The organism is Aeromonas sp. 601027, from assembly GCF_049174455.1.
Lineage (GTDB): Bacteria > Pseudomonadota > Gammaproteobacteria > Enterobacterales > Aeromonadaceae > Aeromonas > Aeromonas veronii_A.
Map to the genome: position 1 here is coordinate 89,711 of NZ_JAAKTN010000002.1, position 13,098 is coordinate 102,808.

The 13,098-nt window shown below is 59.9% G+C and carries 9 protein-coding genes and 1 pseudogene; 5 read left to right on the top strand and 5 right to left on the bottom strand.

The features are described from left to right. The first annotated feature begins 1 nt into the window (after position 1). Complete coding sequence (locus tag G5193_RS04220; protein ID WP_421205061.1) at positions 2-730, top strand: hypothetical protein; 729 nt, start codon at positions 2-4, stop codon at positions 728-730. 141 nt (positions 731-871) lie between these two features. Here G5193_RS04220 and G5193_RS04225 read toward each other — a convergent pair. After that, positions 872-1,787: pseudogene (locus G5193_RS04225) on the bottom strand (IS5 family transposase). Positions 1,788-2,122: 335 nt separating this feature from the next. On the opposite strand from G5193_RS04225, the gene G5193_RS04230 reads away from it, so the two are divergent. Next, positions 2,123-3,277, top strand: a complete 1,155-nt coding sequence (locus tag G5193_RS04230) for a 3-phenylpropionate MFS transporter (RefSeq protein ID WP_421205063.1) — start codon at positions 2,123-2,125, stop codon at positions 3,275-3,277. A gap of 70 nt (positions 3,278-3,347) precedes the next feature. Here the strand turns inward: G5193_RS04230 and G5193_RS04235 are convergent, their stop codons facing one another. The 3 genes from G5193_RS04235 to G5193_RS04245 are packed head-to-tail and all read right to left on the bottom strand — an operon-like array spanning position 3,348 to position 5,400. After that, positions 3,348-4,565 carry a hypothetical protein gene (locus G5193_RS04235; protein ID WP_266134371.1) on the bottom strand — a complete coding sequence of 406 codons (1,218 nt, stop codon included), beginning with the start codon at positions 4,563-4,565 and terminating at the stop codon, positions 3,348-3,350. A 6-nt stretch (positions 4,566-4,571) separates the two neighbouring features. Continuing rightward, positions 4,572-4,781, bottom strand: a complete 210-nt coding sequence (locus tag G5193_RS04240) for a helix-turn-helix domain-containing protein (protein WP_201949611.1) — start codon at positions 4,779-4,781, stop codon at positions 4,572-4,574. 7 nt (positions 4,782-4,788) lie between these two features. Then, positions 4,789-5,400, bottom strand: a complete 612-nt coding sequence (locus G5193_RS04245) for a DUF2975 domain-containing protein (RefSeq protein ID WP_421205065.1) — start codon at positions 5,398-5,400, stop codon at positions 4,789-4,791. 346 nt (positions 5,401-5,746) lie between these two features. On the opposite strand from G5193_RS04245, the gene G5193_RS04250 reads away from it, so the two are divergent. Then, positions 5,747-9,202, top strand: coding sequence for a NahK/ErcS family hybrid sensor histidine kinase/response regulator (locus G5193_RS04250; RefSeq protein WP_421205067.1), 3,456 nt, complete (start codon positions 5,747-5,749; stop codon positions 9,200-9,202). A gap of 17 nt (positions 9,203-9,219) precedes the next feature. Here G5193_RS04250 and G5193_RS04255 read toward each other — a convergent pair whose 3' ends face one another. Beyond that, complete coding sequence (locus tag G5193_RS04255; RefSeq protein ID WP_227342045.1) at positions 9,220-9,831, bottom strand: arylesterase; 612 nt, start codon at positions 9,829-9,831, stop codon at positions 9,220-9,222. 56 nt (positions 9,832-9,887) lie between these two features. Here G5193_RS04255 and G5193_RS04260 point away from each other — a divergent pair, with 56 nt between their 5' ends. Both G5193_RS04260 and G5193_RS04265 read left to right on the top strand, forming a co-directional pair. After that, entirely contained in the window at positions 9,888-10,583 is a 696-nt protein-coding gene (locus tag G5193_RS04260) for an ABC transporter ATP-binding protein (RefSeq protein WP_216952998.1), read from the top strand. A 36-nt stretch (positions 10,584-10,619) separates the two neighbouring features. Further along, complete coding sequence (locus G5193_RS04265; protein WP_421205069.1) at positions 10,620-13,067, top strand: ABC transporter permease; 2,448 nt, start codon at positions 10,620-10,622, stop codon at positions 13,065-13,067. The last annotated feature ends 31 nt before the right edge of the window (positions 13,068-13,098 follow it).

Genomic DNA, 13,098 nt, shown 5'->3' on the forward strand with positions numbered 1-13,098 from the left:
TATGAAATATATCTTCCACATGTTTTTTGTGTTTTTTTTCTCGAGCAGCGTTATCGCTAATGAAATAAAGCCATCTCCCTTTACAGCTTTAAGTATTAAAAGTAGTGACTATGCATTAGTATGCAGTCATACTGACCTTTGTAAAAAAGGAGTGAAAATATGGGCGCTTAATGGAGAGTCTGTTGGATTATATGCTACTGGACCAGGGCCTAAACTTACCCAAATGCAACTTAAAAATGGAAAGTATCGGGTCGTAAATGAATGGGATTTTAGTAAAGTAAATAAAAGTAATGAGTTGGGTGATGAAGATTTAACTTTTGATGGAACTGAAATATTTCCTGCTTTATACCCAGTAAGTAAAACAAAAAATGCAATAGCATTGGTAACAAAATGGAGTGCTGCCTACTCTGGAGGCGGTAGAATTGAGCAAGTAGCAGATTTTTTCATGCTTAATGGCGATAATTCATATAATCCAGTTGTATCAGATGTCCCATTTTATTCACAAGAGCGGATAAAAGCATGCTTTACACAAAGTGATTATGATAAAAAATCACATTGTGAAGATGAAAGTTGGAGTATTATAAAAATCAGGGTTGTCGATTCCGGCCATGAATATTATTCATGGGATGTTGTCACAAAATCATATAATTGGCCAGCGTTTGTTGAAAAGTCAAAGATGACCGTTAGCCAGGTAGTGGAAAGTGTTAAATTGTTCGAGAATATAAAATGAATTATGACATGGGTATTGTAGATTACTCGTAGTATATAAATGGAATTTATAGAGACTGAGGTCATATTTTATATGGCCTTTTTTAGGCGTTGTTGCCCAAATCAACGAGCAAGTCATGACTTCACCAGCTCATGGTTACCGCTACACTCGGGGCTTTCTGACAGGTAGACCAAGGGTATTCAGTTTATTTATGGCGCTTACATAAGCCATGACTTCTCCCACTTGGCCGTTGTAGTTCCGCAGACTGATTTTCCCCGCCAGCAACAGCTTAAACCGATACATCACTGTTTCTGCCAGTGAGCGACGGTGATACCCCGATATCTTCTTCCAGTGCGCCAGCCCTTCCTTGCGCATCACCAGCACCGCGTCATTTCTTGCGTGTCCTTTTTTCCATAACCCCGCGCTTTTGCGAGGTGGGATACAGGCTGTTGCCCCTTTGCGCAAGATAAGCTGATGGCTGGCTTTGCTGTCATAGGCGCCATCCGCATAAACATGTCCCAGCTTACGCCGCAGAGGGTTGAGCAAGGTGGGCAACACCTCGACATCATGGACATTCTCCAGCGAGATTTCCGCCGCCACGATATCGTGAGTGGCCGGGTCTACTGCCAGATGCAACTTGCGCCAGACTCGCCGCTTCTCGGCGCCGTGTTTTCTGACCTTCCACTCGCCTTCACCAAATACCTTCAGCCCGGTTGAGTCGATAACCAAATCGGTAATACGTCCTTTTGGGGGCTGTCGATAAGCCACCGTCACCGTGCGGGCCCGCTGCTTACACAACTGTAATCGGGGCACAAAGCGGTATGTTCATCAACTCGAACAGAGAATCGAGTAGTCCCTGAGTGGCCCGCAGAGTGAGGTTAAAAATCCCCTTGAGCATCAGGAAGGTACAGATGGTCTGGTCGGTGTAGAGCTGACTGCGGCCCCGGCGCCCATGATGGTCGTGGTGGAACCAGTTATCCATGGCGCCAGCATCAACCCAGAAGGTGAGGGAACCACGGTTAATCAAAGACTTGTTGTATTGAGGCCAGTTGCTGATGGGGTGAAGCGACGAGCCCATGATGCAGATTTGAAGAGGATGGTGGTGATCAGATCACCGAGTCCTCAGTAAGTTCCCTTCAAACTGCATCGATTTAGGCAACAACGCAGTTTGAATGCGAGATGCAGATCCTAGTGATGAAGAAAATTGATTAGGGGACAAAAAAGAAACCCGCCATGGGCGGGTGGAAGGATTGCAACACTAACCAGGAGGAGGTGTTACCAAGTAGACCCTGTACCTTCGGTAATAGTTCAATTTTATTGAAGTTTTTTCGTTTTCTTCGCGGGGTTTCCATCGGGATCTATGGGGGCGGATGGGTTATCATTCTGCTCCCGTCATCCGGTTGCAGAGGATCTATGCCCGCGTTTTCCTGGTTAGCGCTCTTTTTCGGCGCCTTCTATTTTGTCTACGGTGCTTACTTGCCGTTCTGGTCGCTCTGGCTGGAGGGGGTGGGCGTCAGCGCCGAGATGATTGGTCTCCTGCTGGGGGCGGGGATGGCGATCCGCTTTGCCGGCAACCTGATGGTGATGGGGCAGATCAAGGGGGCGGGCCATCTGCTGCCGGTTACCCGGTTGCTCTCCCTGCTCAGTCTGCTGGCCTTTCTCGGTTTCTACCTCAGTCATAACCTCTGGTGGCTGGTGAGCTTGACCCTGCTGGCGAACTTTATCTATCCGACCCTGATGCCAGTGGGGGAGGCGCTGGCGACCCGCATGGTGGTGCAGGCGCACCTCGATTACGGCAAGGTGCGGCTGTGCGGCTCCTTTGCATTTATTGTCGCCTCGACCCTGGTGGGGGCGTTGGTGGGCAACTTCGGTAGTGACTGGATTTTGCACACCATGGTGGCGGGGCTGGTGCTGATGCTGCTGCTCAGCTGGCTGCCGCTTTATCCGGCGCCACAGGATAGTCAGGGCGAGCGGGCCAAGGCGTCCTTGCTGGCAACCCTGCGCAGCGCGTCGGTGCGCCGCTTCCTGTTGCTGACAGCGCTGCTGCAGGGGAGCCACGCCGCTTATTACGGTTTCAGCGCCATCTACTGGAAGGCACAAGGATATAGCGGCACCATCATCGGCTATCTCTGGGCGCTCGGGGTGGTGGCGGAGATCTGTATGTTTGCCGCCGACAAGCGTTTCCTGCAACGCTTTGGCGCCCAGAGTCTCTTTATCGCCGGTGCCATCGGTTGTGTGGTGCGCTGGGTATTGCTGGGTGCCTCGACCGAGTTGTGGGTGCTGGTACTGGGGCAGTTGCTCCACTCGGTGACGTTCGGTATGAGCCATCTGGGGGCGGTGCGCTTTATGACCCGTCAGCTACCGGCCGAGCAGTTGATCCCGACTCAGGCGCTCTATGCGGCCCTTGGCCTCGGCATGACGGTGGCGGCCCTGATGGCGCTCTGCGGCGTGCTGTTCGAGCCTCTCGGCGGTGGCATCTTCTTCCTGATGGTGCTGGTGGTCTTGCCGGTCTTCTTCCTGCGGCTGCGCCCCTTTGCGCCGTCTGCGCAGGAGAGTGCTCCAGCCTGATATTTGTCTATTTCACCTAACAAAAGGGAGAGCCACGGCTCTCCCTTTTTCGTTAGTGCGGTTTGTGGCGCTACTGCTGCTCGCCAAGATAGAGGCGGCTGAGACGGCGCCAGGTATCCGAGCCGATGGTGCCGGCAAGCAGCTCATTGGATGCAGCATCAAAGCGGCCATCCGGCAGCCAGCCCAGTTGGGGCAGCAGTTGCGCCAGCGTCACGTCATTGTGTTGCAACTCCCGCTCCAGCGCTTCCCAGAAGGCGCTCCCCTTGACGTAAAAGAGCGGGTAGTAGGAGCGATCGCCCGCCAGCACCTCGCGAGCTGCCCGATAGAGGCCGCTCTCGCTATGGGGTAGCAGTTTGCCCCGCTCGGCCAGCTCGTTGACCGCCGTGACTTGATGCAGCCGAAAGCGGCGCAGCGCTTTGATGGCAAGGTATTCGGCGAGGCTCTCGTTGATCCAGGTGGGCTGTGGAGTTGCGCGGCGAGCGCTGAGGATATGTACCGCCTCGTGGGCCGAGGTGCGCAGCAGGCGCAAGGGGGCCTGTGGCGTCGGTTTGCCAGCCTCGGTGGGGTAGTTGGCGACAAACACCTGAACCCCGGCTGCGCCGCCAAGGGAGCGGGTCGCCACATCTCGCCCCAGCCACACCAGTTGCCACGGGTGAGTGGGCGGGGCCACGTCGAGCTGAAAGGCCAGATAGTCGATGATCTCATTCAGTTGTTGCTGCAAGGCCGGCAGATCGAGCTGGTTGGCGGTCTCGTCATGGCTCAGCACCAGCCGCGGATCCGGCTTGGTGACGGGCACAGTTTGCAGACCAAATGGCAGGATCAGCGGTGGCTGGTTGACATCCGGCAACGGTTGGCAGCTGCCATCCGGCAGACACACCTTCCCTTGGCGACTCCCCTGCTGGCGCACAAAGTTACCCCATTCGGTCAATAGCCACTGGTTGGGAGCGAACAGAAGCGACTGTTGGGCCGAGGCATCCGCACCCACTGTCGGAGCCGGTGTGAGCGTGATCTGCCAGCCAACCTCTTTGCAGGAGAAGGGCTGGTTGAGGGCAACCGGCTGGTTGTCTGCAAGGCAGACCAGCGCGGGGGAAACCGGCGTGGCACTGCCCGGCAACTGACGAGCGGGGAGCAGGGTAAAAGGGGGCTTGCCCTGCATGGTGAGGCGCACTTGCAGCACATTGGCGCTGGCGCCCCGCTCGATAAGATAGCGGGGGCCGCTCGCGTCATTGCCAGCGCAGGCCCACAGCGGCAGCAGCCACAGGGCAAACAGGGTGATATGACGACTCATAAGGGGTTAGTGCTCCTGCTCGTAGCCCAGCAGATCGCCGGGCTGGCAATTGAGTTCACGGCAGATGGCCTCCAGAGTGGAGAAGCGCACCGCCTTGGCGTGGCCATTCTTGAGGATCGAGAGATTGGCCTCGGTGATGTCGATGCGCTGGGCCAGCTCGCGGGCGGTCATTTTGCGCTCGGCCAGCAGGGCATCGAGGCGGATGATAATGGGCATATGTTCCTCACACCGTCAGTTGCTGTTCATCGGCCAGCAGTTTGGCCTCGCGCATGACCAGTGCCAGCGCCGAGACGATCAATCCGGCCAGCAGCAACTGAAAGTTTGAGGAGCTGATATTGATGGTGCCGTGCAGTTCAGGGCCTTGCAGAGTGAGCGCTATATCCAGCAGTGGCGTGGTGATGATCTCGGCGATGAAACTGGCACACAGCAGCAGTCCGATCATTTTGTAACGACGGATCTGGTCGAAGGTGAACAGCATGGCGCATCGATAGCCACGAAACAGCTGGAGCAGTTGCCACAGGATGAGCATGAAAACTACATCAGGCAGCAGCATGACCAAGGTCGCCAGCAGGCGGGTACCCATATTGAGGGGGTAGTCGGCAATCGAGGGGGCCGTAGTGGTCACTACTGGTGAGGGCATGTTCAGTGGGACATTACTGAGTGTGGAACCGTCATTCACTGCCAGGGCATCGACCAGCTCCTGATGCAGATAGTCGTTGCCACCCAACAGGTGTGACCAGGCTCCCATGACGGTCATAAGTGGGGTGGCCACCAGTGCAAATAGCAGAACCCACTCGATTAGGCCGCTCATTCGTTCGAGCTTGTTGTGTTTCATCGTTTATCTCCAGATGGAATGTGACAGAAAGATTAGGGCCATGAACGGTGCTGCCAGCAGGGTCAGCAGCAGGCACCATTCGATAAGGTCGCTGATGTGTCCGAGCGTATGGTGTTTCATCGTTTCACCTCTTGCTTGAAAGAGAAAAAAGATGGAGCGTGCGCGCATGAAATTATTGTTTATCAATAAACAGACGCTAGTGTTTATCGTTTTGCGATATAGAGTCAAGGCTAAACTTATTGAAAAACGATAATTTCAATCTGTCCGAAGGGGATGACTTTTGGCTGCAGCCTCTCTAGACTGGCGAGGTTGTATACAAAAACTCAACATGGACAAGGAGTTATCGATGCACCAGGGATGGTTGCTGATCGGATTGTCGCTCACCTATCTGGGGCTGCTGTTTCTGATCGCCTTCGTGGCAGACAAGCACAAACGGCACCGTCTCAAGGGACAACCGCTGCTCTACAGCCTGTCGCTGGCGGTCTACTGCACCTCCTGGACCTTCTTCGGCACAGTGGGGCAGGCGAGTGAATCGCCCTGGTCGCCGGTGCCCATCTACCTTGGCCCCATGCTGGTCTTTCTGTTTGGCTGGCGGCTGCTGGCCCGCCTTATTCTGGTAGCCAAACGGGAACACATCACTTCCATCGCCGACTTTATCGCCGCTCGTTACGGCAAATCCCAGCGGCTCGCCATGGTGATCGCCCTCATCGCCATCATGGGGATCCTCCCCTATCTGGTGTTGCAGCTCAAAGCCATCGTCACCGGGCTGGATCTGCTGATGGTCAACAGCGGCGGCATCAGCCCGACCAGCAATACCAGCGAGTTGGCGCTCGGGGTCACTCTGCTGCTGGCGCTGTTCAGCATCCTGTTCGGTACTCGCCATCTCGATGCCACCGAGCACCACAGGGGGATGGTGGTGGCCATCGCCTTCGAGTCGGTGGTCAAATTGCTGGCCTTTATCGCGGTGGGGGGCTTCGCCCTCTGGCTGATCCTGAGCAAACCGGGCGAGGCTCACGAACAGGTGACCCGCGACTTCTTTGCGCAGGTGATGGCGGTGAGCCCCGGCAACCTGCTGGAGCTCGCCATCTACACCCTGGTGGCCATGTGCGCCGTCATCTGCCTGCCGCGCCAGTTTCATGTGACTGTGGTGGAGAACAATCAGGGGCAGGATCTGCACTGGGCGCGCTGGATCTTCCCGCTCTACCTGTTCGTTATGGGGCTCTTTATCTGGCCGTTGGCGCTGGCGGGCAAGCAGTGGGTCGGGGCCGACATGGCCTCCGATACCTATGTGATCAGTCTGCCGATGGCCCTCGGGTTCGATGGCATGGCGATGCTGGCGTTTCTCGGCGGCACCTCGGCGGCCACCGGCATGGTGATCGTCTGCACCATCGCACTGGCGATAATGGTGAGCAACGATCTGGTGCTGCCGGTGCTGCTGCGCCGCTTCTGGCGGCAGGGACGCGACGAGCGGCTGGTACGGCTGCTGTTGCAGGTGCGCCGTGGCGCCATCCTGCTGATCTTGCTGGCGGCCTGGGGGCTCTACCTATGGCTCGGCGATCTCACCAGCTTGTCGCGCATCGGTTACCTCTCCTTTGGCGCGGTGGCCCAGTTTGCGCCGGCTCTGCTGCTCGGTCTCTACTGGCGCCACGGCAATCGCAAGGGGGTCTATCTTGGGTTGAGCCTCGGAGTGAGCCTCTGGTTCGTGACTCTGCTGGTGGAGAGCGGGCTGCTGGCCGGTTCACCGCTGGCCGAGCTGCTGGCGCCACCGGACTGGCCCGCGTTTCGCGAGCTGAGTCTCGGGGCCTGGTGCATCTTCCTGAGCCTGCTCTTCAACCTGCTCGGCTATGTGGCAGGCTCGCTTCTGTCGCGCCCTGCGGTGAGCGAGCGGCTGCAGGCGGCCAACTTTGTCGGCAAGCCGAGCCGCGATACCGCCGCCCTCTATCAGGCGCGGGTCTCGGTCAAGGAGCTGGAGATGCTGGCGGCTCGTTTTGTCGGCTCAAGCCGGGTCAAGCGCGCTTTTGGTCGCTTCGCCGGTGAGCGGGGCGGCACCCTTGCTCCGCAGATGCAGGCCTCGGCCGAGCTGATTGCCCACACCGAACGGCTGCTGGCGGGGGTGTTTGGCACCTCGTCGGCACGGCTGGTGCTTGCCTCTGCCCTGCAGGGGCGCAACATGCAGCTCGAGGAGATCGCCACCATAGTCGATGAGGCCTCCGACGTGTTTCGCTTCAACCGAGGCTTGTTGCAGGGGGCGATCGAGCATATCGGGCAGGGGATCTCGGTGGTGGATAGGGAGCTTCGGCTGGTGGCCTGGAACCGCCGCTACATCGAGCTGTTCCACTATCCGCCGGGGCTTATTCAGGCTGGGCGCCCCATTGAAGAGATCATCCGCTACAACGCGCAGCAGGGGCTTTGCGGCCCCGGCGATATCGAGGATCACGTGGCGCGGCGCGTCGCCTTTATGAAACGCGGCAGCGCCCATATCTCGGCGCGGGAGCGCCCGGACGGGCGGGTGATCGAGATGCAGGGCAACCCCATGCCCGCCGGTGGTTTCGTCATGACCTTTACCGACATCACCCCGTTTCGCGATGCGGAGCGGGTGCTGCGCGAAGCGAACGAACATCTGGAGGCACGGGTGGCCGAGCGCACCCGTGAGCTCTCCGAACTCAACCGCCAGCTGCTGCTGGTGAACCAGCAGGTGGAGCGGGCCAATCAATCCAAGAGCCGTTTTCTGGCGGCGGTCAGCCACGATCTGACCCAGCCCCTCAATGCTGCCAAGCTGTTTACCTCCTCCCTGCTGGAGATGTTGCCAGATGCTGGCGAGCAGGCCCGCATCGCCCGCCATATCGACGATGCGCTGGGGGCGACCGAGGATCTCATCACCGATCTGCTCGATATCTCGCGGCTCGAAGCGGGCAAGTTCAAGGCCAAGAAGCTCGACTTTGCCCTGCGCGATCTGCTCGACAACCTCAAGGCGGAGTTTGGCGTGCTGGCGCAGGCGGGGGGGATCCACTTCTCGGTGGTGGAGAGCAAGCATGCGGTACACAGCGATGTGCGGCTGCTGCGTCGGGTGCTGCAGAACTTCCTCACCAATGCGTTTCGCTACAACCCGGGTGGCCGGGTGCTGCTCGGTTGTCGCCGGATGGGGGAGAAGATCCGCATCGAGGTATGGGACAACGGCCCCGGCATCCCGCAGGACAAGCAGGAGGCTATTTTTGACGAGTTCTCCCGCCTCGATCACTCCCGCACCGCCAAGGAGCAGGGGCTGGGTCTGGGGCTCGCCATCGCCCGTGGCATCTCGCAGGTGCTCGGTCATCAGCTCACATTGCAGAGCTGGCCGGGCAAGGGATCGGTCTTTGCGGTGACCCTCAATCTGGCGACCCGGCCGGTCACGGCCCATCAGCTGGCGGCGCCGGTGGCGCGCGACAGCCAGCTGGAGGGGGTGGCCGTGCTCTGTATCGACAACGAGCGGGACATTCTGACCGCCATGAGCACCCTGCTCGGCCGTTGGGGCTGCGAGGTGCGCTGCGCCGTCGATCTGGCCGAAGCCGAGGCGCTGGTGGCGGAGGGGTTTGTACCGAGACTGGTGCTCTCTGACTACCACCTCGACGATGGCAAGACCGGGTTGGAGGCGCTCGCTGCCCTGCAACGGGTGTGTGGCGACGAGCTGGGAGGCATCATCATCAGTGCCGATCGCAAGAGCGAGTTGCAGGCGCAGATCCGCGAGCGGGGGTATGGCTACATCAGCAAACCGGTCAAACCACTCAAACTGCGGGCCCTGATGAACAGCCTGCTGCTGAGTTAAACAGGGGGAGATGTTTCTTATGGCTCCATAAGGGGCTCAATAAAACCGGCTACCTTGTCGCGGATCTTGGGCTGGGCCGCAGGGGTGGGATGAATACCATCGTTCATCATAAGTTCAGGGCGCAGCGCAATATCATCCATGAAGAAGGGCAGCAGGGGCAGATCGTTAGCCTGGGCCAACTCGGGAAAGATCTGTTCGAACTGGCGCAGATAGCGGGCACCGTAGTTGCGGGGCAGCTGGATTTGGGTCAACACCACACGGGTCTGCTGCTCCTTGGCGAGCGCGATCATGCTGGCCAGATTCTGGCGGGTAATGGTCGGCGCGAAGCCACGCAGGCCATCGTTGCCCCCCAGTTCGATCAGAAGCCAGTCTGGCTTGTGCTCCTTCAGCAGCGCAGGCAGACGGGCCAGCGCCCCTTGTGTCGTTTCACCGCTGATGCTGGCATTGAGCAGGGTGTGTTTGCCCCCCTCCTCCTGCCATTTCTGGTTGAGCAGGGCAGGCCAGCTCTGCTCAGCCTGCATTTGATAGCCGGCGCTCAGACTGTCACCCAGCACCAGTAGGGTCTGGGCCTGAGCCGACGAGAGCAGGCTGCCGAGGCCAACAAACAAGGCAAACAGAATACGCACCATCAATTCAACTCCCGCTATGGATTGTCATCAAGGGATTGGAACAAAGGATACAGAGCATGAGTTCAACCCCCATTATTGTCGTCAAGGGCCTCGGCAAATCGGTTCGCCTCGGCCAGGAAAGCCTCACCATCCTTGAAGGGATCGATCTGCAAGTCAATAGTGGCGAGACGGTGGCTCTGGTCGGTGCCTCCGGCTCCGGCAAGTCCACCCTGCTGGGGCTGCTGGCCGGGCTCGATCTGCCGAGTCAGGGGGATATCGAAATCCTCGGCAAATCCCTGGGCGAGCTGGATGAGGAGGGGCGGGCCCGGTTGCGCGCCGAGCAGATCGGCTTTGTGTTCCAGTCGTTCCTGCTGCTCCCGACCATGACTGCGCTGGAGAATGTGATGCTGCCTGCCGAGCTGCGTGGCGAGCGCCACTGCGAGCCGAGGGCCCGCGAGCTGTTGGCGGCTGTCGGGCTTGGCGAGCGGTTGCACCATCTGCCGCCACGGCTCTCTGGCGGCGAGCAGCAGCGAGTGGCCATCGCTCGCGCCTTTATGACCCGTCCCAGCCTGCTGCTGGCAGACGAGCCGACCGGCAACCTCGACAGCAAGACCGGCGAGAAGGTGATCGAGCTGCTGTTTGAACTCAATCGCAAGCACGGCACCACGCTAGTGGTAGTGACCCATGATCATCAGCTGGCCGAGCGTTGCCAGCGGCAACTGGTCATGACGGCGGGCAGACTGGATCTCGAGGTGGCCCATGATGTGGTGTAACGGGGTGAGCTGCGGGTCAGGCGGGAGATGCAAGGGATGATGCCGTGGCGATTGGGATGGCGACTGCTGCGCCGGGAAGGTTTCAGCGGCGAGCTGCGCTGGTTTGTGCTGGCGCTTGCGCTTAGCGTGGCGTGTGTCTTGAGTGTGGCATTGGTGGCGGATCGGCTCGATGCCGGACTCAAGGCGTCTGGCCGCGACTTTATCGGAGCGGATCGGGTGCTGCGCACCGCCGCCGCCCTGCCGGATGGTTGGCTGGAACGAGCGAAACAGGATGGCTTGGCGGTGCAGATCACCGTCAGCTTCAACAGCATGCTGTTTCATGGCGATGCGTTGCAGCTCGCCTCCATTCGGGCGGTGCCCGATGGTTTTCCCTTCTATGGCAAGCTCACTCTGGAACCTGCCCGCGCCCCGGCCCCCGGCGAGATCTGGCTCTCCGCCCGGGTGATGCAGCTGCTTAAGGCCAAAACGGGGGATGAGCTGGAGGTGGGCAATACGGTGCTCAAGGTGGCCGGTCTGCTTGGCGAGGAACCGGATCAGGGTTTCAGCCCCTTCTTGCTGGCGCCGCGTGCACTGATCCATAGCGCTGATATCGAGGCGACCGGCGCTCTGCTCCCCGGCAGCCGCCAGCAGTGGCGCTATCTGTTCAAGGGGCCGCGAGAGTCGCTTGCTCGTTACGAACAGTGGCTATTGCCGCAGTTGCAGGCCGGACAGAAGTGGATCAAACCGGATGACAGCGAATCCCGTGTCGGCCGCTCGCTGGCCAATGCCGAGCGTTTCTTCCGGCTTGCTTCCCTAAGCGGGGTATTGCTGGGGGCGTTGGCGATGGGGATCGCTGTGCGCCACTTTGCCGAGCGCCAGACCAATATGGTGGCGCTGCTCAAAACCCTGGGGGCATCCCGTCGCTCGCTCTGGCAACTGATGGGAACCCTGCTGCTGTCGTTGACGCTGATCGGCGCGTTGCTGGGTCTGGTGGCGGGCACTGCCATGCAGTGGATCACCTTGCAACTGCTGGGGGACCTGCTGCCGCCGGATCTGCCGCCCCCCTCTTGGCGCCCCTTTGTGCTGGGGGTGGCGGTGGCGCTCTTTATCACCCTGCTGCTCGCTTTTGTGCCCTTCTTGCGGCTGCTGAAGGTGCCGCCGCTGCGGGTATTGCGCCGGGAGCTGGAGGCGGGGATTCCCCCCTGGCTGGCCCTGCCGGTCGGCCTGTTCGGGCTGTTTGCGCTGGTCTGGGGCTTTACCGCCGATGTGCGGCTGGCGCTGGGGCTGGTGGGGGGCATGGGTTTGCTGATGGGGCTGTTGGCCCTGCTGGCGGCGCTGATGTTGCGGCTGGGGACGAAAGTGAGCGGGCCTCATGCCTTGCGGCTGGCGCTGGCCCACCTGTCGCGCGAGCGCAGCAGCGGCCTGTTTCAGTTGGCTGGCTTTGCGCTGGCATTGATGCTGTTTGGCTTGCTCTGGGCAGCCAGGGTCGATCTGCTGGATGAGTTTTCGGCCCGTCTCCCCGTCGATGCGCCCAACCGTTTTCTGGTCAATGTGGCCGAGAACGAACGGGAGGGGATCCTGAGCGAACTGGCGGCGGCCGGGGCCACCACCTCCGATTTCTATCCCATGGTGCGCGGCAGGCTGACCCATATTGCCGGTGAGGCGGTGGGCGAGGGGGCCAGCAGTGGCCGCGAGGGGGTAGATCGGGAGCTCAACTTCACCACCACGGCTACCCTGCCAACCGACAACAAGCTGGTGGCCGGGAAGTGGCTTGCCGGGTCCGGCGAGGTGTCGGTGGATAGCGAGTTGGCCAAGCGACTCGATATCAAGCTGGGGGACATGCTCGCCTTTACCATCGAGGGGCGCAGCTTCGGCGCCAGGGTCACCAGTCTGCGCAGCATCAAGTGGGACAATATGCGGCCCAACTTCTACATGATCTTCTCCGAGGATCTGCTGGCACCCTTCTCCCGTACCTGGCTTGGCAGCTACCGGCTGCCCGAGGCGGGGCGCACTGCCGAGGTGGAGTTGATCCGCCGTCACCCCACGGTGAGCCTTATCGATGTGGATGACCTGATTGCGCGGCTCACTCAGGTATCGGAGCAGGTGAGCCGGGCACTGGCGCTGATGCTGGGGCTGGTGACAGTGGCCGCGCTGCTGGTGCTGCTGACCCAGACCCAGGCCAGCATGGCTCAGCGTCGGCGCGAACTGCTGCTGATGCGCACCCTGGGTGCCAGCAGCGAACTGCTGAAAAAGATGCTGCGTTGGGAGCTGGTGGCCAGTGGTGCGCTGGCGGGGCTCTGCGCCGCCATGGTGGTGGAGCTCTGTTCCTTTGGCCTGCAGTGGTGGTGGTTCGAGGGGTTGTGGCAGTTCCACTGGGCCATCTGGCTCGGTCTGCCGACTCAGGGGGCGCTGTTGGTGACGCTGGCGGGGCAGGGGATGCAGCGCCAGCTGCTGGCTGGCACCCTGAGCGATCGGCTGCGGGGGCTGGGTCAGGGACTGTTGTAATCCCGCCAGCGCGAGCCGATACACACAAGGT

Coding starts and splice junctions, on each gene's coding strand:
- G5193_RS04220 (WP_421205061.1), top strand. CDS start 2: ATGAAATATATCTTCCACATGTTTTTTGTGTTTTTTTTCTCGAGCAGC.
- G5193_RS04230 (WP_421205063.1), top strand. CDS start 2,123: ATGCCCGCGTTTTCCTGGTTAGCGCTCTTTTTCGGCGCCTTCTATTTT.
- G5193_RS04235 (WP_266134371.1), bottom strand. CDS start 4,565: ATGAGTCGTCATATCACCCTGTTTGCCCTGTGGCTGCTGCCGCTGTGG.
- G5193_RS04240 (WP_201949611.1), bottom strand. CDS start 4,781: ATGCCCATTATCATCCGCCTCGATGCCCTGCTGGCCGAGCGCAAAATG.
- G5193_RS04245 (WP_421205065.1), bottom strand. CDS start 5,400: ATGAAACACAACAAGCTCGAACGAATGAGCGGCCTAATCGAGTGGGTT.
- G5193_RS04250 (WP_421205067.1), top strand. CDS start 5,747: ATGCACCAGGGATGGTTGCTGATCGGATTGTCGCTCACCTATCTGGGG.
- G5193_RS04255 (WP_227342045.1), bottom strand. CDS start 9,831: ATGGTGCGTATTCTGTTTGCCTTGTTTGTTGGCCTCGGCAGCCTGCTC.
- G5193_RS04260 (WP_216952998.1), top strand. CDS start 9,888: ATGAGTTCAACCCCCATTATTGTCGTCAAGGGCCTCGGCAAATCGGTT.
- G5193_RS04265 (WP_421205069.1), top strand. CDS start 10,620: ATGATGCCGTGGCGATTGGGATGGCGACTGCTGCGCCGGGAAGGTTTC.